Source organism: Streptomyces sp. NRRL F-5650 (genome assembly GCF_000721365.1).
GTDB lineage: Bacteria > Actinomycetota > Actinomycetes > Streptomycetales > Streptomycetaceae > Streptomyces > Streptomyces ardesiacus.
Window position 1 is genome coordinate 1 of record NZ_JOGV01000041.1, and the last position, 19,398, is coordinate 19,398.

19 protein-coding genes are annotated in these 19,398 nt (G+C 74.3%); 7 read left to right on the forward strand and 12 right to left on the reverse strand.

Translation table 11 applies throughout. From position 1 onward, the window contains the following. Together IG88_RS0129070 and IG88_RS0129075 are read right to left on the reverse strand one after the other, a co-directional pair. Positions 1-168 (reverse strand): response regulator transcription factor (locus tag IG88_RS0129070; protein WP_031047548.1); only part of this gene is annotated, 168 nt, incomplete at its 3' end. 142 nt (positions 169-310) lie between these two features. Beyond that, positions 311-2,029, reverse strand: a complete 1,719-nt coding sequence (locus tag IG88_RS0129075) for a sensor histidine kinase (protein WP_031047552.1) — start codon at positions 2,027-2,029, stop codon at positions 311-313. Between the two features lie 163 nt (positions 2,030-2,192). On the opposite strand from IG88_RS0129075, the gene IG88_RS0129080 reads away from it, so the two are divergent. From IG88_RS0129080 to IG88_RS0129090, 3 genes are all read left to right on the forward strand, one after another. After that, positions 2,193-2,801: a DUF1349 domain-containing protein gene (locus tag IG88_RS0129080; protein WP_031047555.1), complete on the forward strand. Its 609-nt coding sequence runs from the start codon at positions 2,193-2,195 to the stop codon at positions 2,799-2,801. Between the two features lie 87 nt (positions 2,802-2,888). Then, entirely contained in the window at positions 2,889-3,602 is a 714-nt protein-coding gene (locus tag IG88_RS0129085; protein WP_031047557.1) for a DsbA family oxidoreductase, read from the forward strand. 71 nt (positions 3,603-3,673) lie between these two features. After that, positions 3,674-4,768, forward strand: coding sequence for an aminotransferase class V-fold PLP-dependent enzyme (locus IG88_RS0129090; protein ID WP_031047560.1), 1,095 nt, complete (start codon positions 3,674-3,676; stop codon positions 4,766-4,768). Positions 4,769-4,876: 108 nt separating this feature from the next. Here the strand turns inward: IG88_RS0129090 and thpD are convergent, their stop codons facing one another. From thpD to IG88_RS0129115, 5 genes are all read right to left on the reverse strand, one after another. Further along, positions 4,877-5,773, reverse strand: coding sequence for an ectoine hydroxylase (gene thpD / locus IG88_RS0129095; RefSeq protein WP_031047564.1), 897 nt, complete (start codon positions 5,771-5,773; stop codon positions 4,877-4,879). A 6-nt stretch (positions 5,774-5,779) separates the two neighbouring features. Continuing rightward, the gene (locus IG88_RS0129100) at positions 5,780-6,178 is read right to left on the reverse strand and encodes an ectoine synthase (protein WP_031047567.1); all 399 of its coding nucleotides are present in this window, start codon (positions 6,176-6,178) and stop codon (positions 5,780-5,782) included. Positions 6,179-6,324: 146 nt separating this feature from the next. Then, positions 6,325-7,596: a diaminobutyrate--2-oxoglutarate transaminase gene (gene ectB / locus IG88_RS0129105; protein WP_031047568.1), complete on the reverse strand. Its 1,272-nt coding sequence runs from the start codon at positions 7,594-7,596 to the stop codon at positions 6,325-6,327. Between the two features lie 125 nt (positions 7,597-7,721). Continuing rightward, a complete protein-coding gene (gene ectA, locus IG88_RS0129110; RefSeq protein ID WP_031047570.1) occupies positions 7,722-8,234 on the reverse strand; it encodes a diaminobutyrate acetyltransferase in 513 nt (170 codons plus the stop codon). 329 nt (positions 8,235-8,563) lie between these two features. Then, positions 8,564-9,691: a pyridoxal-phosphate-dependent aminotransferase family protein gene (locus IG88_RS0129115; RefSeq protein WP_031047571.1), complete on the reverse strand. Its 1,128-nt coding sequence runs from the start codon at positions 9,689-9,691 to the stop codon at positions 8,564-8,566. A 198-nt stretch (positions 9,692-9,889) separates the two neighbouring features. Here IG88_RS0129115 and IG88_RS0129120 point away from each other — a divergent pair, with 198 nt between their 5' ends. From IG88_RS0129120 to IG88_RS0129130, 3 genes are all read left to right on the forward strand, one after another. Next, a complete protein-coding gene (locus IG88_RS0129120; protein WP_031047573.1) occupies positions 9,890-10,372 on the forward strand; it encodes a hypothetical protein in 483 nt (160 codons plus the stop codon). A gap of 43 nt (positions 10,373-10,415) precedes the next feature. Then, positions 10,416-11,507: an amidohydrolase family protein gene (locus tag IG88_RS0129125; protein ID WP_031047575.1), complete on the forward strand. Its 1,092-nt coding sequence runs from the start codon at positions 10,416-10,418 to the stop codon at positions 11,505-11,507. A 197-nt stretch (positions 11,508-11,704) separates the two neighbouring features. Continuing rightward, complete coding sequence (locus tag IG88_RS0129130) at positions 11,705-12,667, forward strand: SCO1860 family LAETG-anchored protein (RefSeq protein ID WP_031047578.1); 963 nt, start codon at positions 11,705-11,707, stop codon at positions 12,665-12,667. Between the two features lie 113 nt (positions 12,668-12,780). On the opposite strand, the gene cobC is transcribed toward IG88_RS0129130, so the two are convergent. From cobC to cobM, 5 genes are read right to left on the reverse strand one after another with little or no spacing between them, the layout of a single operon-like run. Next, positions 12,781-13,884 carry an Rv2231c family pyridoxal phosphate-dependent protein CobC gene (gene cobC, locus IG88_RS0129135; RefSeq protein ID WP_031047581.1) on the reverse strand — a complete coding sequence of 368 codons (1,104 nt, stop codon included), beginning with the start codon at positions 13,882-13,884 and terminating at the stop codon, positions 12,781-12,783. After that, positions 13,856-14,773 carry a sirohydrochlorin chelatase gene (locus tag IG88_RS0129140; protein WP_031047583.1) on the reverse strand — a complete coding sequence of 306 codons (918 nt, stop codon included), beginning with the start codon at positions 14,771-14,773 and terminating at the stop codon, positions 13,856-13,858. Before IG88_RS0129140 ends, cobC begins: the two co-directional genes overlap by 29 nt. Continuing rightward, entirely contained in the window at positions 14,770-16,530 is a 1,761-nt protein-coding gene (gene cobJ / locus IG88_RS0129145; protein ID WP_234332351.1) for a precorrin-3B C(17)-methyltransferase, read from the reverse strand. Before cobJ ends, IG88_RS0129140 begins: the two co-directional genes overlap by 4 nt. Next, positions 16,527-17,762 (reverse strand): bifunctional cobalt-precorrin-7 (C(5))-methyltransferase/cobalt-precorrin-6B (C(15))-methyltransferase, encoded by a 1,236-nt coding sequence (locus tag IG88_RS0129150; RefSeq protein WP_031047590.1) that lies wholly within the window; start codon positions 17,760-17,762, stop codon positions 16,527-16,529. Before IG88_RS0129150 ends, cobJ begins: the two co-directional genes overlap by 4 nt. Continuing rightward, a complete protein-coding gene (cobM, locus tag IG88_RS0129155; protein ID WP_031047592.1) occupies positions 17,759-18,571 on the reverse strand; it encodes a precorrin-4 C(11)-methyltransferase in 813 nt (270 codons plus the stop codon). The genes IG88_RS0129150 and cobM overlap by 4 nt, the downstream gene beginning before the upstream one ends. Before the next feature lie 95 nt (positions 18,572-18,666). Between cobM and IG88_RS0129160 the strand changes: the two genes are divergently transcribed. Next, positions 18,667-19,395 (forward strand): ZIP family metal transporter, encoded by a 729-nt coding sequence (locus IG88_RS0129160; protein WP_031047595.1) that lies wholly within the window; start codon positions 18,667-18,669, stop codon positions 19,393-19,395. Positions 19,396-19,398 lie beyond the last annotated feature (3 nt).

Below are 19,398 nucleotides of genomic sequence, written 5' to 3' on the forward strand. Positions count from 1 at the left end.
CTGGATGTCCAGCAGGGCCACGTCGACCGCGGTGCTCCGGGCGGTCTCCACCGCCTCCCGGCCGTCCCGGGCCTCGGCGACCACCTCGATGTCCCCGGCCGAGGTGAGGATCATCCTGATGCCGGCCCTGATGAGCGGCTCGTCGTCGGCGACGAGGACCCGGATCATGCGGCCTCCTGCGCGGGGTCGGTGTGCGGCGGCGGTATGACAAGCGGACGGCAAGCCCGCTCATCATGCCCGATCCGCCGCGGCCGTCGGCACGAGCCGCCGTCACGGGCCGGCGTCACGGGCCGCCACCACGGGCCGTCCGTCAGACCTTGTGCGCGTAGGACTCCTTGGAGGACAGCTTCCCGTCGCGGAAGCAGAAGCGGTAGACGATGTCCTCCTCGTCGTCCACGAAGTGCTCGCAGACGGCGTCCTCGGGCAGCGGCGGGCCGTACTTGTCCACGCCGTCGGTGAGCAGGGAGCCGCCCTCCGGGAACTTCGCGCGCAGGTCCGCCTCCGCGTCGCCGACCCGCGCCGACTCGTACACGCTCGCCGGGACGACGCCCTTCTCCACCTCGTCGAGCAGCTTCGACACCCCCCACACCACGAGGGCGCCGACGCCCACGACGAGGACCACGGCGGTGAGGGCACATCCCAGGGCGGCGTTCTTCTTGCTGCTCATGATGGTGGCGAACTCCTTGTGCGGATCGGTGCGTTCGAAGACGCCACCACCGTCGCCCGCGAGGGCCCCGCCGGTCGTCACCCGGAAGTCGCCGTCCGCGACGACCGAAGTCGCGCCGTCCGCAGCGGAGCGCTGCCCGCCGTCGCCGTACGGCAGCACACCGGCGAGCCGGAAGCCACCGTCGGGGGTGGGGCCGGTGTGCACCATGCCGCCGACCAGGCGGACCCGCTCGCGCAGACCCGTCAGCCCCTGGCCGCCGCTGATCGCGGGCGGCCCGGCCGGTGCCCCGGCCGGCACGGGCCCGTTGGCGACCTCCACCACGAGGCTGTCCGGTTCGTAGCGCAGCGCCACGGTGATCGGGGCGCCCGGCGCGTGCTTGTGCGCGTTGGTCAGGCCCTCCTGCGCGATGCGGTACGCCGCGCGGTCGGCGGCGGGGGCGAGGGGCCGCTCGGTGCCCGACCGGCGCAGTTCCACCGCCGTCCCCGCGGCCCGCGACGCCGCGACGAGGCCGTCGACCGAGGCCGCCGCGCGCTCCGTCGACGGCCCCGCCCCCTCCGGGCCGGGCGCGGGCACCTCCGCGTCGTCCCGCAGGACGCCCACCGCCTCGCGCAGCTCCCGCATCGCCGACCTGGCGGCCTCCCGCAGGATGCCCACCCCTTCGCGCCGGCGGCCGTCCAGCTCCGGGTCCACCTCCAGTGCCCCGGTGTGCACGGCGATCAGGGCGAGCTGGTGGCCGAGGCTGTCGTGCATGTCCTGGGCGATGCGCTGCCGCTCCAGCAGCCGGGCCTGCCGCGCCACCATGGCCTGCTCGCGCACCAGTTGGGCGTTGTGCCGGCGCAGGGCGTCGAGCAGGGCACGGCGCTGGGCGCGGTACCGGGCGGCGAACCCCGGCACGACCGCCAGCACCACGAACGGGCTCGCGGCCAGCGCGGCCGTCATCGGCAGCGACGCGCCGAGCCCGTCGTCGCCCGAGGTGGAGACCTCGGCGACGAGGTGGAGGACGAACCCGGCCGTGAACGCGGCCAGCGCGCGCGCCGGGCGCTCGATGCGGCCGCCCGCCGACCAGGCGGCGCAGACCAGCAGCGCGAACGTACCGAGGACCGCCCCCGCCAGTGCCGACGAGACCACCAGCACCGTCGCCGGCAGCGCGCGGCGGGCCAGGGACAGGACGGCGACGGCCAGGGCCAGGGCGCCGCCCAGCACCCCGGACCCGGTGCTCGTCGTGCCGAGGAGACCGGCGACCGCGGAGAGCAGCGAGGCGAGCACGGTCTCCCCGGCGATCCGCCGGCGCGGCCAGGAGGAGGCGGTGACCGGCGGGGTGAGGAACCGCGGACCGGTGCGGGGGGTCTCTGCTACGTCCACGCACAGACGATAGAGGGCCGCCCCGGGACCCCCGCGTCCTCCCTTCGGCGCGGACCCGGACGACGAAAGTGGACGCCCGGCAGAGCCCTACCGGCCCGGCGTCCGGCCACGCGGCACCGCCCCCGGAGCCCCGGTGCCCGGCCCCGCCTGGAAGAATCCCGCCATGGACCTGGACCTCCCCGAACTGCCCTTCCCCTTGCGCGCCCACGGCCCCGACGGCCACTGGTCCCACCGGGACGGCGTCCTCACCGGACGGGCCGGCCCCCGGCAGGACCGCTTCGTGCCGCCCACCGGGGAGTCGCTGGAGTCCGTGTCCGACGCGCCGCGGCTGCTGGGCGAGCCCGAGGGGGACTTCCAGCTCGTCGCGCGCGTCACCGTCGGGTTCCGGAGCGCCTTCGACGCCGGGGTGCTCTACGTCCACGTGGGGGAGCGGGCCTGGGCCAAGCTGTGCCTGGAGTACTCCCCGGACGTGGCCACCGTCTGCACGGTGGTCACCCGGGGCCACTCCGACGACTGCAACTCCTTCACCGTCGAGGGGGACTCCGTCTGGTTCCGGGTCGGCCGGAGCGGCCGGGCCTTCGCCTTCCACGCCTCCCTGGACGGCGAGCACTGGACCTTCGTCCGCCTCTTCACGCTCGGCGACGAGAAGGAGACCGGCGCGGCCCTCGTCGGCTTCCTGGTCCAGGCGCCGACGGGCGAGGGCTGCACGGTGACCTTCGACCACCTGGAGTTCCGGCCGGGGTGGCCCGCGGACCTGCGGGACGGGAGCTGAGGGCGGGAATGCGGCCGGCTGGTTGAAGGTTCACGCAAGGGGCGGAGAAGGACTCCGCCGCCGTACGAGCCGGAGAAGAGCCGAGACATGCGCGTCGAGATCTGGAGCGACATCGCCTGCCCCTGGTGCTACGTGGGCAAGGCCCGCTTCGAGAAGGCGCTCGCCGCCTTCCCGCACCGGGACGCGGTCGAGGTGGTCCACCGTTCGTTCGAGCTGGACCCCGGGCGGGCCAAGGACGACGTGCAGCCGGTGCTGACCATGCTCACCGCCAAGTACGGCATGAGCGAGGCCCAGGCGCAGGCCGGTGAGGACAACCTCGGCGCGCAGGCCGCCGCCGAGGGCCTGGACTACCGCACCCGGGGCCGCGACCACGGCAGCACCTTCGACATGCACCGCCTGCTGCACCTCGCCCGGGAACGGGGACGGCACGAGGCCCTCCTCGACGCCTTCTACCGGGGCAACTTCGCCGACGAGCGCTCCGTGTTCAACGACGACGAGCGGCTCGAGGAGCTCGCCGTCGGCGCCGGGCTCGACGCCGGTGAGGTCCGCGCGGTGCTCGCCGACCCCGAGGCGTACGCCGACGCCGTCCGCGCCGACGAGCGGGAGGCCGCGCAGCTCGGGGCCACCGGGGTGCCGTTCTTCGTGCTCGACCGGGCCTACGGCGTCTCCGGAGCCCAGCCCGCCGAGGTCTTCGCCGAGGCGCTGACCCGGGCGTGGGGCGAGCGCGCGCCGCTGAAGCTGATCGACGACGGGGACGCGGAGGCCTGCGGGCCGGACGGATGCGCGGTGCCCGGGACGTGACGGGGCCGCCGTCGTCGCAGGTGGGCGGCGGTACATAAGCGTTGCTTGGGGGCACCGCGTAGAAAGAGGCGATGGACGGGGAGATCCGGGGGCCGCACAGTGGTGCCATGGAAAGCTTCGAGAACCTCGTCCGTGCCGAGTTCGCGCCGAAGACCACCTACCTGAACACAGCCAGTACCGGCCTGCTCCCCGCGCGGGCCCTCGTAGCGATGCGCGACGCCGCGGCCGCCGCGGCGGCGGGGCAGCCGCTCGACATGTTCGCCGACGTCGAGGCGTCCCGGGCCGCGTACGCCCGCCTCGTCGGGGTGCCCGCCACCCGGGTCGCGACCGGCGCGTCCGTCGCCACGTTCAGCGCGCTCGTCGCCGCGTCGCTGCCGCCGGGGGCCGAAGTCCTCACCGCGGAGGCCGACTTCAGCTCCCTGGTGAACCCGCTGCACGCCCGGGGCGACCTCAAGGTGCGCAGCGTTCCGCTGGAACGTCTCGCCGAGTCGGTGGGCCCCGCGACCGCGCTGGTCGCGGTCAGTTCCGTGCAGTCCGCCGACGGGCGGATCGCCGACCTCGCCGCCCTGCGGGACGCCGCCCGGGCGCACGGGGCGCGGACGCTGATCGACGTCTCCCAGGCGAACGGCTGGCTGCCGACGGCCGCGGACGACTTCGACTTCGTGACCGCCGTCGGCTACAAGTGGGTGCTCTGCCCGCGCGGCGTCGCCTTCCTCGTCGTACCGGAGGACCTGGGCGCGGCGGCCGGGCTCAGGCCGCTGTTCGCCGGGTGGGCGACCGGCGAACGCCCCTGGGAGAGCTGCTACGGTCCGGTCGAGGAGTACGCGCACTCGGCCCGGCGGTTCGACGAGTCCCCCGCCCTGTTCTCGTACACCGGCGCCCGGCACTCCTTGGCACTGATCGAGGAACTGGGCGTCGAGGCCGTGCACGCCCACGACACCGCCCTCGCCGACCGGTTCCGCGCGGGGGTGCGCTCACTGGGTCACGAGCCGGTGCCCGCGCCGGGCTCCGCCGTCGTGTCGGTGCCGGGGCTCGGCCACCGCCAGGGCGGGCTGGGCGAGGCCGGCGTCCAGGTCTCCGACCGGGCGGGCAACCTGCGGGCCGCCTTCCACGTGTACAACACCGAGTCCGACGTGGACCGGCTGCTCGACGTGCTGGCGGGCTGAGCGCGGCGGCCGAGGACGGCGTCGGTCAGGACGGCGTACGGCCGGACGGCATCGGGCAGGGGCCTCCCGTCCCACACGAAAAGGCCCCTGCCCGAGATCAGTCGCGGGTCACTTCACCGGAGTGAAGTCCCGCGCGCCGATGAACTCCGGCCGCCGGATCGGGGCCGCGAAGGGCTCCACGGCCGTGTTCTCCACGCTGTTGAACACGATGAACACGTTGCTGCGCGGGAACGGCGTGATGTTGTCGCCCGACCCGTGCATGCAGTTGCAGTCGAACCAGGTCGCCGAGCCCGCCTTGCCGGTGAACAGCTTGATGCCGTACTCGGAGGCCATCTTCGTCAGCGCCTCGTCGGACGGCGTCCCCGCGTCCTGCATCTGCAGGGACTTCTTGTAGTTGTCCTTCGGCGTGGCCCCCGCGCACCCGAGGAACGTCTTGTGCGACCCCGGCATGATCATCAGGCCGCCGTTGGTGTCGAAGTTCTCCGTCAGCGCGATCGAGACCGAGATCGTGCGCATGTTGGGCAGGCCGTCCTCGGCGTGCCAGGTCTCGAAGTCCGAGTGCCAGTAGAAGCCGCTGGCCCCGAAGCCCGGCTTGACGTTGATCCGCGACTGGTGGACGTAGACGTCCGAACCGAGGATCTGCCGGGCCCGCCCGACCACGCGCTCGTCGCGCACCAGCTTGGCGAAGACCTCGCTGATCCTGTGCACTTCGAAGACCGACCGGATCTCCTTGGACTGCGGCTCCACGATCGAGCGCTCGTCCGCGCGGATCGCCGGGTCCGTGGTGAGCCGCTCCAGCTCGCGCTGGTACTCGGCCACCTCCTCCGGCGCGATGAGCTGGTCGATGGCGAGGAAGCCGTCGCGGTCCAGGGACTGCAGGTCGCTCGCCGAGACCGGACCGGGCGTGTCCGGGGAGCCCCAGACGACCGGGTCCTGCCGGGGGGTTGCCACCTCGGTGGCGCCGCGGGTGGGATAGAGATCAGTGACGTTCGTGGTCGTGGTCACGGTGACTCACACCTCCTCGGTGAGCAGCGGGTAGACGCCGTTCTCGTCGTGATCCTCCCGTCCGGTGACCGGCGGGTTGAAGACACAGATGCAGTGGAAGTCCTCCTTGACCTTGAGCGTGTGCCGCTCGTGGCCGTCGAGGAGGTACATCGTGCCCGGCGTGATGTGGTACGTCTTCCCCGTCTCGCGGTCGGTCAACTCGGCGTCGCCCTTGGTGCAGACGACGGCCTCGATGTGGTTCGCGTACCACATCGACGTCTCCGTACCCGCGTACAGGATCGTCTCGTGCAGGGAGAAGCCGACCTTCTCCTTGGCGAGGACGATCCGGGTGCTTTCCCAGGTGCCGGACGCGCTCTTGACGTGCCGGTCGGTGCCTTCGAACTCCTTGAACGATCGGACGATCACGGTGTTGCGATGCCTCCTAGGTGAAGGATGTGCAAGGGTCTCCGGCGCCCTCGGCCGCGCGGGCGGAAGGCGCCGGAAGCTCTGGTGGTGGTGGACGCCCTGACCTGCGGACGGTCAGGACGGCGTACGGTCAGGACGGCGTACGGTCAGGCCGTCTCGCGCACGGCGCGGGCGAGGGTCTTCATGCCCTCGTCCAGCTCGTCGGGGGTGATGGTGAGCGCCGGCAGGAGCTTGACGACCTCGCTCTCGGGGCCGGAGGTCTCGATGAGCAGCCCCAGCTCGAAGGCGCGCCGGGCGACCCGGCCCGCGCGGCCCTTGTCGTGGAACTCCAGGCCCCAGACCAGACCGCGGCCCCGGTACTCCTTGATGTCGGCGAGGTTCTCCTCGGTGATGGCGATCATGTGCTGCTCGACCTGCTCACCGCGGGTGCGGGTCTGCTTCTCCATCGCCGAGCCGTCGGTCCAGTACGTCTCCAGCGTGGCGGTCGCCGTGACGAAGGCCGGGTTGTTGCCGCGGAAGGTGCCGTTGTGCTCGCCCGGCTCCCAGACGTCCAGCTCGGGCTTGAACAGGGTCAGCGCCATCGGCAGGCCGTAGCCGCTGATCGACTTGGAGACGGTGACGATGTCCGGCGTGATGCCCGCCTCCTCGAAGGAGAAGAAGGCGCCGGTACGGCCGCAGCCCATCTGGATGTCGTCGACGATGAGCAGCATGTCCTGGCGCTCGCACAGGTCGGCCAGCGCCCGCAGCCACTCGGCACGGGCCACGTTGATGCCGCCCTCGCCCTGCACCGTCTCGACGATCACGGCGGCCGGCTTGTTCAGGCCGGAACCCTGGTCCTCCAGGAGCCGCTCGAACCAGATGAAGTCCTCGACGGTGCCGTCGAAGTAGTTGTCGAACGGCATGGGCGTGCCGTGCACCAGCGGGATGCCGGCGCCGGCCCGCTTGAAGGCGTTGCCGGTCACGGCCAGCGAGCCGAGCGACATGCCGTGGAAGGCGTTGGTGAAGGAGACGATCGACTCGCGCCCCTTCACCTTGCGCGCCAGCTTCAGCGCCGACTCCACGGCGTTGGTGCCCGTCGGGCCCGGGAACATGACCTTGTACGGCAGGTCGCGCGGGCGCAGGATCGTGTTCTGGAACGTCTCCAGGAAGCGGCGCTTGGCGGTCGTCGACATGTCGAGCCCGTGCGTGACGCCGTCCCGCTCCAGGTAGTCGATCAGCGCGCGTTTCAGGACGGCGTTGTTGTGCCCGTAGTTGAGCGAGCCCGCTCCGGCGAAGAAGTCGAGGTACTCGTGGCCGTCCTCGTCGTACATGCGGCTGCCGACCGCACGGTCGAAGATGGTGGGCCAGCCGCGGCAGTAGCTGCGCACCTCGGACTCGACGGTCTCGAAGACGCTGAGGTCGGGCTGGGTGATGGTCACGACGAATCGCTCCTCGTGGGGTGAGGTGGGAGAGGAAGGTCGTACGGATCCGGGGGCCGGTGCGGTCCGCCGGGAAGTCTGTGGGCCGGACTGGCACGGGGTGCCGGGCCGTCCGGAGGGCCCGGTCAGCCGGTGGCGGACAGCGGGCCTATGCGGTACAGGACCTCGGGCTCGTGCGGTCCGTCGGGGAACACGCCGGTGTCGAACAGCACCTCGCGCTCCACCCGGGCGCCACGGCGCTCGGCGAACGAGGTGAACAGCCGCTGGGAGGCGGTGTTGTCGGGGGAGATGGTGGTCTCCAGGGTGGTCAGCCCCTGTTCCGCGACGGTCCGCTCGGCCAGCCCGTCGAGCAGGGAGGCGGCGAGCCGGCGCCCGCGGTACGCCTCGTCCACCGCCACCTGCCACACGAGCAGGGTGTCCGGGCGGTCCGGACGCACGTATCCGGTGACGAAGCCGACCGGCTCACCGTTCTCGTCGCGGGCTACGGCCGACGTGGCGGCGAAGTCCCGGCACCAGAGCAGGTAGCTGTAGGAGGAGTTCAGGTCGAGGACCTTGGAATCCCTCGCTATCCGCCACAGGGCGGCGCCGTCGGCCACTCTCGGACGATCGATTTGCAGGTCTGCTTGCGCGGCAGTCATGCAAATTGAATTTACCCAGCGAAAATCGAAATTGCATCGCCGGATGGGGTTACGAATGAGCGCCTCGTGTGTTATCACGCGGGCGCGTGCTTCCGCGCGAGGCGGCGGCGCTATGGGGTGGTTTGTGGGGGATGTAAGCCGCAAAACGGGCGGCTTGTGGATCGGGTCACAATCCCGTAACCCGTGTGGAACGTGTCCGAATTGTGAAGATCGGCGTTCGTGAAATCGCCGTGTTTAGGTCCCGGGAAAGCGGGCAGAAGAATACGGGAAGCTGCGTTGAGTGGAATTCCTTAATTCTGCTTGTGTGAGCATCGGAAATTCCCGCGAATTCATCCTTCCGATGAACTGGTTCCGGCCGGCCGCTCCCACGCCTCCTCGACGGCCCGCCGGGCCGCCTCCGGATCGGCCTTGCCGCCCCGCTCGGTCAGCGCGGCACCCAGTGCCGCCAGGCAGCCCTGCACGGCCCCGGGCGTGGCGTGGGGGCCGTAGTGGTTGACCCGGATCATCTCGCCCGCCAGCGCGCCCCCGCCCGCCGCCAGCGGCAGCGCCGGGTCGGACTCCAGGGCGCGGGCCACCAGCGCGGACGCGTCGACGTCCGGGGGCGTCCGCAACGTCGTCGCGACCGGCGCCGCGTCCTTCGCCTCGTGCACGAACGGCTCCAGGCCGCCCAGCGCGAGTGCGCCGGCCCGGGTCGCCGCCGCGGCGGACGCGTGCCGCGCCATCACCGCTTCGGCGCCCTCCGCCTCGATGCGCTCCACGCACGCCTCCAGCGCGAGCATCTCCAACTGCGCCGGCGCGTGCAGCAGCGTCCTGCGCCCGCCGTCGATCCAGCGCTCCTTCCAGTCCAGGAGGGAGAGGTACGAGCGCCGCGGCGCGTTCGGGTTCGCGGCCATCCGCGCCCAGGCCCGCTCGCTCACCGACACCGCCGACACCCCGGCCGGGCCGCCCATCGCCTTCTGCGCGCCGATCACGCACAGGTCCACGCCCCACGCGTCCGGCAGTACCGGCTCGGCGCCCACGGAGGCCACCGCGTCCAGGTAGAACAGCGCGCCGTGCGCCCGCACCACCTCGCCGATCTCCGCGACCGGGTTGGTGTTGCCCGTGGCCGCCTCGGCGTGCACCAGGGACACGAAGTCGATCTCCGGGTGCTCGGCGAGGGCCTGGCCGATCTGCTCCGCGGAGACGGCCGTGCGGAACGGCACGGCGAGGTCGTGCACGGTCGCGCCGCAGTCCCGCAGCCAGTCCCCGAAGGTCTGCCCGTAGGGCCCCGTGACGACGTTCAGCGCGACGGTGCCGGGGCCCGCGGCGGCGCGGATGGCGCCCTCCAGCGGCAGCAGTGCCTCGCCCTGCATGACCACCACGTCCTGCGCGGTGCCGAGCAGGCGCGCGATCCGGTCCTCGATCGCGGCGAAACGGCCGGCGCTCAACGGGGCGAGATCCAGGAAGGGATGGGTCACGGCGGTGCTCTCTTCAGTAACGGCAGGTGTACGGCGCGGGTGCGGCACGGGTACGGCGAGGTACCTCGCGTACGGAGTCGAGAGTAACCGCGGCACCCGCCGGCACTCGCGCCGGAGGGCTTCCGTTGCGACACCCCCACGCCCGGAACCATGGCTTCCGTCACAGCGGAAGCGCTCGCCGCCTGATGGACTGGCCCGGTGTTCCTGACACTCCTGCTGGTCGTCGTGGTCGCCGTGGTGACGGCCGTCGGTCTGACCGGCCACGGCGTGAGCGTCCTCGCCGCCCGCCGCGAACGGGGACCGGGGCCCGGGCCGGTGCTGCACGCCCTCGCCGCCCTCGCCGGTGCCGCCGCCGTCGCCGCGTACGCCTGGGGGCTGCTGCACGTGACCGGCGCCGTCATGGAGTCCAACGGTGGCGCGAGTTCCGCACCGGCGCCGCCCTGCCGCGGCCACGGGAACGAGGAGCGCGCCCGCCACGTCGTCGACCAGTCGGTCTCCTTCGTGCCCCTGGGCTTCGTCTGTGAGACCGCCGACGGCGGCGAGTACACCAGCGGGGACGTCCCCGGCTACGTCAACCCCGCCACCGCCGTCCTGGCCCTGACCGCCGTCGCGAGCGCCGTCGGGGCCGGGTGCGCGGCCGAGTCGCGTGCCCGTGCGGCAGCGCGCGGGGGCCGCCGGTGACCGGCCCGGCACGGGCGAACGGGCACCGTCTAGGGTGCCGGTCATGAGCGATCGCGCGGTGCTGCACGTGAAGGGTCGGGTGCTCGTCGGACCGGAGGAGGTCCGGGACGAGGTGTGGGTGATCGACGGCCGGATCTCGTACGACCGGCCCACCGGCGCGGCCGACGTCCGCACCGTCGAGGGGTGGGCGCTGCCCGGCCTGGTCGACGCGCACTGCCACGTCGGCCTCGACCGGCACGGGGCCGTCCCCGCGGACGTCGCCGAGAAGCAGGCGCTGACCGAGCGCGAGGCGGGCACGCTGCTCCTCCGGGACGCGGGCTCGCCCTCCGACACCCGCTGGATCGACGACCGCGAGGACCTGCCGAGGATCATCCGGGCCGGCCGGCACATCGCCCGCACCCGCCGCTACATCCGCAACTACGCCTGGGAGGTCGAGCCCGAGGACCTCGTCGCCCACGTCGCCCAGGAGGCCCGGCGCGGCGACGGCTGGGTGAAGCTGGTCGGCGACTGGATCGACCGCGACCTGGGCGACCTGTCGGCCTGCTGGCCGCGCGGTGCCGTCGAGGCGGCCATCGCGGAGGCCCACCGGCTGGGCGCCCGCGTCACCGCGCACTGCTTCGCCGAGGACTCCCTGCGCGACCTGGTCGAGGCCGGAATCGACTGCGTCGAGCACGCCACGGGGCTGACCGACGACACGATCCCCCTCTTCGCCGAGCGGGGGGTCGCCATCGTGCCCACCCTCGTCAACATCGCCACCTTCCCCGCGCTGGCCGACGGCGGCGAGGCCCGCTATCCGCGCTGGTCGGCCCATATGCGCCGGCTCCACGAACGCCGCTACGACACCGTGCGCAACGCCTACGACGCCGGGGTTCCGGTCTTCGTCGGCACCGACGCGGGCGGTGCCCTCGCCCACGGCCTGGCGGGGGCCGAGGTCGCCGAACTGGTCACCGCCGGCATCCCGCCCGTCGAGGCCCTCGCGGCGACGACCTGGGCCGCCCGGCGCTGGCTCGGCCGCCCGGGCCTGGAGGAGGGCGCACCGGCGGACCTGGTGGTGTACGACCAGGACCCGCGCGCGGACGTGCGCGTGCTCACGGCTCCGCGCCGGGTGGTGCTGCGCGGGCGGGTCGTCGGTTAGCCGACGCGGGTGACACGGGCGAACACCCGTGCCGGACGATGCGAAGAAGATTCGAATAGCTTCACCAAAACCCCACGAAGGGGTGAAGTGCCCCCGGTTCACTGACGGTTGGGTGGACGCCGGGACATTCTGTCCGGGTCCCAAGCACGTCGCTCATGCGTGCCCCGCACGCATGTCTCACTGGGGGTCCCACCACCTTGAACGGCAACACCTTCCGCATGCCCGCACGCCGTCTCGCCGCCGTCGCGGCGGCCACGGCCCTGGCCGCCGGTCCCGCGGTCCTGGCCGGCGCGGGCACCGCCCACGCGACCGGCGACCACGGCCGCGCGAGCGCCACCGTGCTGCGCACCGGGCTCGACGTCTCCCTGCTCAACAAGACCGTGAACGTCCCGCTCGCGGTCACCCTGAACGAGGTGCAGGCGCCCGAGAGCGCCGAGAAGACGGCACTCACCGCCCGGCTCGACGGCGTCGACGGCGGAAAGCCCTTCAGCGTCCTGCGCGCCGACGTCGCCGAGGCGAAGGCGACGGCCACCGCCGACAAGAGCGAGGGCACCACGACGCTGGCCCGCGCCCGGCTGCACGTCCCCGGGCTGCCGCTGCTGTCGGTGATCGAGGTCCAGGAGGTCACGTCGACGGCGACCTGCGAGGCCGGGAAGCGGCCGGTCGCGGACGCCGGTCTGCTGGGCCCGGTGACCGTCCTCGGCAAGAAGGTCACGCTCACCACCGGCGGGACGACGGAGGTGAAGGTGCCCGGCGTCGGGGAGGTGCGGCTCGACCTGTCGAAGACCGAGACCACCTCCCGCACGGCCGCCGCCACCGCGCTCGAACTCAAGGTCTCCGTCAACCCCGGAAACCTGAACGTCGCCGAGGTCGACGGCACCGTCACCCTGGCGAAGGCGACCTGCGAGTCCCCGGCCGCCCCGGCGCACGAGGCCGAGCAGCCCCCGGCGAAGGCCGACGAGCCCCCGGCCGGGCAGAAGGCCGAGCCCGCCGCCGAACCGGCGGCCGACGTCGAGGCCCAGGGCGCCCGCACCGAGGCGGGGGCAGACCTCGCCGAGACGGGCGGCAGTTCGTCGACCCCGTACGTCGCGGCCGGCGCCGCGGCCCTGGTCCTCGCGGGAGGCGGAGCCCTGTTCCTGGCCCGACGCAAGCGCGGCTGACCGCGCCGGGACCGGCCGAGCCGTACGCGGCATGTCTCGGGCCGGTCCTGGCACGGCGACCGCCCGCTTCAGGGCTCGCAGGGAGCCTTCGGCCGAGCCGTACGCGGCATGTCTCAGGCCGGTCCTGGCACCGCCACCGCCCGCTCCAGGGCCCGCAGGAAGCCTTCCGTCGTCGCCCGGTCCCGTACGGCCAGGCGCAGCCACTCCTCGCCGAGCCCCGGGAACGTGTCGCCCCGCCGCACCGCGTACCCCAGGCCGCGCAGCCGGCGCCGTACGCCGGCGCCGTCGGGGACGCGGAGCAGCACGAAGGGGGCCTCGGCGGGGGCGACGACCCGCAGTCCGACCGCGGCGAACCGCGCGAGCCCGGCGACCAGACGGTCCCGGTCGGCGGCGATCCGGTGGGCGGCGTGGGCGGCCTCCGCCAGCGCCCGCGGCGCCACGCACGCCTCGGCCGCCGCCAGCGCGGGCGTGGACACCGGCCACAGGGGCTGGGCACGCTCCAGCGCGTCCACCGTCTCCGGGTCCGCCAGGACGTACCCGATGCGCAGCCCCGCCAGCCCCCACGTCTTGGTGAGGCTGCGCAGGACCACCAGGCCGGGCACGTCCGTCCGCCCGGCCAGCGCCTCCCGCTCGCCCGGCACCGCGTCCATGAACGCCTCGTCCACGACCAGCGTCCGCCCCGGCCGGGCCAGCGACGCCAGTACGCCCGCCGGGTGCAGCACCGACGTGGGGTTCGTCGGGTTGCCGACCACCACCAGGTCGGCGTCCTGCGGCACGTCCCCGGCGTCGAGGCGGAAGCCGTCCGCCGACCGCAGCAGCACCCGGCCGACCGTGTGCCCCGCGTCCCGCAGCGCCGCCTCCGGCTCGGTGAACTGCGGGTGCACCACGACCGGCCGGCTCACCTTCAGCGCCCGCGCCAGCAGCACGAACGCCTCCGCCGCGCCCGCCGTCAGCAGCACCCGCTCCACGGGCAGCCCGTGCCGCGCCGCCACCGCCGCCCGGGCGGCGCGCCCGTCCGGGTAGGCGGCGAGCGAACCGAGCGAGGCGGCGACGTGCTCGCGCAGCCAGGCCGGGGGAGTGTCCGCGCGGACGTTCACCGCGAGGTCCACCAGCGACGGACCGCCGTCGCGCACCTCGGCGTCCCCGTGGTGGCGCAGGTCCGGGCCGCCGGGCCCGCTCGTCCCGGACTCAGTGGGCGTGGGAGTGTGCGTGTCCATGCCCGTGATGGTGCCCGTGGTGGTGATCGCCGTCGTCGTCGGGGTGGAAGTGCGGCTGCTGCGGCAGCCCCACCTTGTCCTCGAACCCCGGCAGCGCGATCCGGTACACGCAACTGTCGCAGTTCATCCGCAGGTCGCCCTCGACGGCCTCCTCGTACCGCTCCCACACCAGGTCGAGCAGCTCCGGCTCGGGGCCGATGACGTCCGCCGACCGCACCGCCGTCTCCGGGTGCGCGGCGGCCCACTCCTCCGTCTGCTGCCGGACCCGGTCCGGGAGAATGCCGGTGAACAGGAAGTACGGCAGCACGACGATCCGCCGGGCCCCCAGCCGCGCACACCGCTCCAGGCCGCCCGGCACGTCCGGCTGCGCCAGCGACACGAACGCCGTCTCCACCGCCGCGTAACCGCGTCCCTCCCACAGCAGCCGCGCCGCCTTGAACACCTCGGCGTTGGCGTCCGGGTCCGTCGACCCGCGCCCCACCAGCAGCACGGTCACCTCGGCGGGGTCCCAGGCCGGGTCCACCGCCTCCGCCAGGCGCCGCTCCAGCACCCGCAGCAGTGCGGGGTGCGGGCCCAGCGGGCGCCCGTACGTGTAGGAGATGCCGGGGTGGCGCTCCTTCTCCCGGGACAGGGCCGCAGGTATGTCGCCCTTGGCGTGCCCGGCGGACACCAGCATCAGCGGCACCGCCGCGAAGCGGCGCACACCGCGCTCCACCAGTTCGGCGACCGCCTCGCCCAGGGGCGGCGGGGACAGCTCGATGAAGCCGCCCGCGACGGGCAGCTCGGGGTGGCGTCGGCCCAGCGCGCGCACGAAGTCGCGGAACGCCTCGGCTCCGGCCTCGTCCCGGGTGCCGTGTCCGGCGATGAGCAGGGCGGGCGGGGTCGTCACAGGTTCTCCTCGGGTTTCTCGGATGCGGACGTCCCGGACCCGGAGGCCCGGGAGGCGGCGGCAGGGGAGCGGCGGGTCGCCGGGTCCTCCTGCCAGCGGTAGCCGCGCGGTGTCACCATGCGCCCGGAGATCTCCCGGGTCGCGGTGTTGCCCACCGTCACGACGGTCATCATGTCGACGGTCGCCGGGTCGAGGGCGGCGAGCGTGGACAGTCGGCTCGACTCGTCGGCGCGCGACGCGTTGCGCACCACGCCCACCGGAGTCGACGGCTCGCGGTGCTCCGCGAGGATCGCCAGCGCCTTCGGCAACTGCCAGTCGCGGCCCCGGCTGCGCGGGTTGTAGAACGTCACGACGAGGTCCGCCTCCGCCGCCGCCCGCACCCGCCGCTCGATGACCTCCCACGGCGTGTGCAGGTCGGACAGGCTGATGGACACGTGGTCGTGGCCCAGCGGCGCGCCCAGGAGCGCCCCGGCCGCCAGCGCCGCCGTCACGCCCGGCACCCCGACCACGTCGATGTCGTCGCCCGCCTCGGCCAGCGCGGGCGAGGCCATCGCGTACACCCCGGCGTCCCCGCTGCCGATCAGCGCGACGGCGTGTCCGCGCCGGGCCTGTTCGACCGCCGTCCGGGCCCGCTCCTCCTCCGCGCCGAGCCCCGACTCCAGCACCCGCGTGCCGGGCCGCAGCAGGTCGCGGATCTGGTCGACGTACTGGTCGAGCCCGACCAGCACCGACGCCCGCCGCAGCTCCGCCCGCGCCCGCGGCGTCACCAGGTCCCGCGCGCCGGGCCCCAGCCCGACCACCGCGAGCCGCCCGCGCCCGGGCCGCCGTACGACCGCGCACGTCGCCGTCGCGGGCACCGCCGCCGACTTCCGCTTGGGCACCAGGAGTTCACCCCCGCGCACCAGCGCCGCCGCCTCCGCGACCGACGGCGTGCCCACCGCCGCGAGCGGCGCGTCGGAGGGGTTGGGCACCTCGACACCCGCCAGCTCCCCGGCCGGGTACGTCACCAGGGGCACGCCCAGCCGCCCGGCCGCCCCGACGATCCCGGGCTCCTCCGCCTTCGCGTCGACGGTGGCCAGTTCGGCGACCGACGCGGCCGACAGCCCCGCCTCGCGCAGGGCGTCCTCCACCACCCCGAGCACCTCCTCCACCGGCGCGCCCCGCGAGGCGCCGACGCCGACGACCAGGGACGGCGGCCGCAGGACGGCCTCGCCCTCGGCCGGGTCCACCACACGGTCCGTCACCCGGATGCCGTAGGCCCCCTCTTCCGCCACCGGCAGCGGCGGCAGCGGCCAGGCCACCTCCGCGCGCAGCGCCACCGGCTCACCGTCCAGCAGCGCCCGCGACACCCCGGCGACGTCGCCCTCGACGGGCAGCCCGAGCGTGTCCAGCCCGGCCAGCCCGACCGCGTCGGTCGCCGTCGTCACCACCGGCTCCGCGCCCAGCACCTCGCCGACCGCGCGGGCCAGTTCGTTGGCCCCGCCTCCGTGCCCCCCGACCAGAGACACGGCGAACCGCCCGCCCTCGTCGACGCACACCACACCCGGGTCGGTGCGCTTGTCGTCCAGCAGCGGCGCCACGAGCCGCACCACGGCCCCCGTGGCCAGGAAGCACACCAGCCGGTCGCACTCGGCGAACGCGGTCCGTACGGCGTCCGCCACGGGACCCCCGTACACGCGCGTGCGCTCCGGCCACGCCGCGGCCAGCCGGTCCCGCGCCGCCGCTCCCGCCGCCGTGGCGGAGATGAGGCCGATCAAGGGGCAACTCCTTCGGTACGGCTGTGCGGCCTCGCGCCCCACAGCAGGAAGACGGGATTGGTGGCCGCCAGCCGGGTCACGTCCCCCGGCAGCGGCGCGAGCCGCGAGGACTGCAGCAGCACCCCGTCGCACTCCAGTCCGGCGCCGAGCAGCGCCTCGCGCGCCGCCGGCACCCGGTCCAGCGCGGCCACGGCCACGACCACGACGCGCCGGGCCCGGCGCGCGCACGCGCCGACGATCCCGGGCAGCCCGCGCCCGCCGCCGCCCACGAACACGGCGTCGGGGTCCTCGTCCAGCCCGGACAGCACCGCGGGCGCCGCCCCGTGCACCACCCGCACGTCGACACCGTGCGCGGCGGCGTTGGCACGGATGCGGTCCACCCCGTCGGGCGCCTTCTCCACGGCGGTGACGGCGGCACCCAGCCGCGCGCACTCCACGGCCACCGACCCGGAGCCCGCGCCGACGTCCCACACCAGGTCGCCGGGCCGGGGACCGAGCCGCGCCAGCGCCAGCGCCCGCACCTCGAACTTGGTGATCATGGAGTCGCGGTGGGCGAACTCCGTCTCGTCCAGCGCCCACCCGGCGGGCCCCGGCCCCGGCCCGGCGACCGAGCGGACCGGTCCCAGCACCCGCTGCCCGTCCAGGCACAGCACCACGCTCACCGCCCCGCCCCAGTCGCGCGCGGCGGCCTCGGCCGGCGTCACCCGCTCCACCCGCTCCTCGGGCGAGCCCAGCGCGGAGGCGACGACGAACACCCGCCCGTCCCGCGCCAGGGCGGCCCCCAGCTCCGCCGGACCCGCCCCGGGGCCGGTCAGCACGGCGACCTTAGGGTGCGCCCGGCACAGGTGCACCGCCGTCCGCAGGTCCCGCCCGTGGGCGCTCGCCACCACGGCGTCGTCCCACGGCAGCCCGACCCGCGCGAAGGCCGCCGCGACCGAGGACACCCCCGGCCGCACGTCCAGCCGCGCGGACCCGAACCGCTCGGCCAGCGCCCGCACGATCCCGAAGAACCCCGGATCACCGGAGGCCAGCACGGTCACCGGCCGCTCCTCGGCGACGTACCGCGCGACCGTGTCCAGGGCGGGCGCCAACGCCCCCAGGACCACCGTCCTCGCCCCCTCCGGCAGCCGTACGGCGTCCAGGTGCCGCCGCCCGCCGACGACCAGCTCCGCGCCGCCGGCCACGTCCTCGGGCAGCACGGAACCGGTCCCGGCGCCGACCACCGTGATCACGTGCTCGCACCCCGCGCCCGCAGCTCCCGGCGCGCCTGCGGGTCGGCCCTGCGATAGCCGTGGAAGTGCCCCGGGTGGTACAGGTGCGAACGCGTGCCGTGCGCGTCGAGGGCCGGGCCGACCAGGAAGAGCGTGTGCTTCCAGAGCCTGTGCTCCTTGACCGTCTCCTCCAGCGTCCCGATCGTGCACCGCACGACCAGCTCCTCGGGCCAGGTGGCCTGGTGGGCGACGACGACCGGCGTCTCGGTCGGGTAGCCGCCCTCCAGCAGCTCCCGCACCAACTGCCCGCTGCGGGCGGCCGACAGGAAGACCGCCATGGTCGTCCCGTGCTTCGCGAACTCCCGGACCTCCTCGCCCGGCGGCATCGGTGTCTTGCCCCCGCCGAGCCGTGTGAGGATCACCGACTGCGCGACCTCCGGGATCGTCAGCTCCCGCTGCGCGAGCGCCGCGACCGCCGAGAACGCGGAGACACCGGGCACCACCTCGGTCGCGATGCCGATCTCCGCACACCGGTCGAGCTGCTCCTGCGTACCGCCCCACAGCGCCGGGTCCCCGGAGTGGACGCGAGCCACCCGCAGCCCCTCCTCCCGGGCCCGCCGGTACACGGCGACCACGTCCTCCAGCGACATCGTCGCCGAGTCCAGCACCTCGGCGCCCTCCCGCGCGTGGAGCAGCACGTCCGCGTGGACGAGGCTCGCCGCCCAGATCACCACGTCCGCCTCGGCGATGGCGCGCGCCGCGCGGAACGTCAGCAGATCGGCGGCGCCGGGACCGGCACCGACAAACGTCACCCTGGCCTCGGAATCCATCGTGCTCCGTCCTCTCCTGTGCGTCCTGCGCATATTTACTGCGGTTGCTGCTGTCGTACGCGCGTGAACGCGGTGCGATCGGATACCAAGGGCCCATGGCGGTCTTCGTCGCGCTCGGCGCGTTCCTGATGACGCTGGCCGGCGGCTGGACGGCGCAGCGGGTGACCGACCGGCGCCACCTGGTCCTGGGCCTGGCCGGCGGCCTCATGCTGGGCGTGGTCGGCCTCGACCTGCTGCCGGAAGCCCTGGACGCGGCGGGCGACGAGGTGTTCGGCGTCCCCGCCGCCCTGCTGCTCTTCGTCGCCGGGTTCCTGCTCGCGCACCTCGTGGAGCGCCTGCTGGCGGCCCGCCGCGCCGCACACGGCGCCGACGAGCACGGGCACCGCTCGCCCGAGGTGGGCCTGACGGCCGCCGCCGCGATGGTCGGCCACAGCGCGATGGACGGCGTGGCGATCGGCGCGGCCTTCCAGGTCGGCGGCGGCATGGGCGCGGCGGTGGCGCTGGCCGTGATCGCCCACGACTTCGCGGACGGCTTCAACACCTACACGCTGACCAGCCTCTACGGCAACGCCCGCCGCCGCGCCGTCGCCATGCTCGTCGCCGACGCCCTCGCCCCGGTCCTCGGCGCGTCCTCCACCCTGCTCTTCACCATCCCGGAGCAGGCGCTCGGCGCCTACCTCGGCCTCTTCGGCGGCGTACTCCTGTACCTCGCCGCGGCGGAGATCCTCCCCGAGGCCCACCACGAGCACCCCGCCCGCTCGACCCTGCTGTGCACGGTCGCGGGGGCGGCGTTTATCTGGCTGGTGGTGGGCCTCGCGGAGTGAGCG

What these genes read in the sequence shown, in the direction of transcription:
- IG88_RS0129080 (WP_031047555.1), top strand. Translation starts at nt 2,193, where the DNA reads ATGGACCTGGACCTCCCCGAACTGCCCTTCCCCTTGCGCGCCCACGGC.
- IG88_RS0129085 (WP_031047557.1), top strand. Translation starts at nt 2,889, where the DNA reads ATGCGCGTCGAGATCTGGAGCGACATCGCCTGCCCCTGGTGCTACGTG.
- IG88_RS0129090 (WP_031047560.1), top strand. Translation starts at nt 3,674, where the DNA reads ATGGACGGGGAGATCCGGGGGCCGCACAGTGGTGCCATGGAAAGCTTC.
- ectA (WP_031047570.1), bottom strand. Translation starts at nt 8,234, where the DNA reads ATGACTGCCGCGCAAGCAGACCTGCAAATCGATCGTCCGAGAGTGGCC.
- IG88_RS0129125 (WP_031047575.1), top strand. Translation starts at nt 10,416, where the DNA reads ATGAGCGATCGCGCGGTGCTGCACGTGAAGGGTCGGGTGCTCGTCGGA.
- cobC (WP_031047581.1), bottom strand. Translation starts at nt 13,884, where the DNA reads ATGGACACGCACACTCCCACGCCCACTGAGTCCGGGACGAGCGGGCCC.
- cobM (WP_031047592.1), bottom strand. Translation starts at nt 18,571, where the DNA reads ATGGATTCCGAGGCCAGGGTGACGTTTGTCGGTGCCGGTCCCGGCGCC.
- IG88_RS0129160 (WP_031047595.1), top strand. Translation starts at nt 18,667, where the DNA reads ATGGCGGTCTTCGTCGCGCTCGGCGCGTTCCTGATGACGCTGGCCGGC.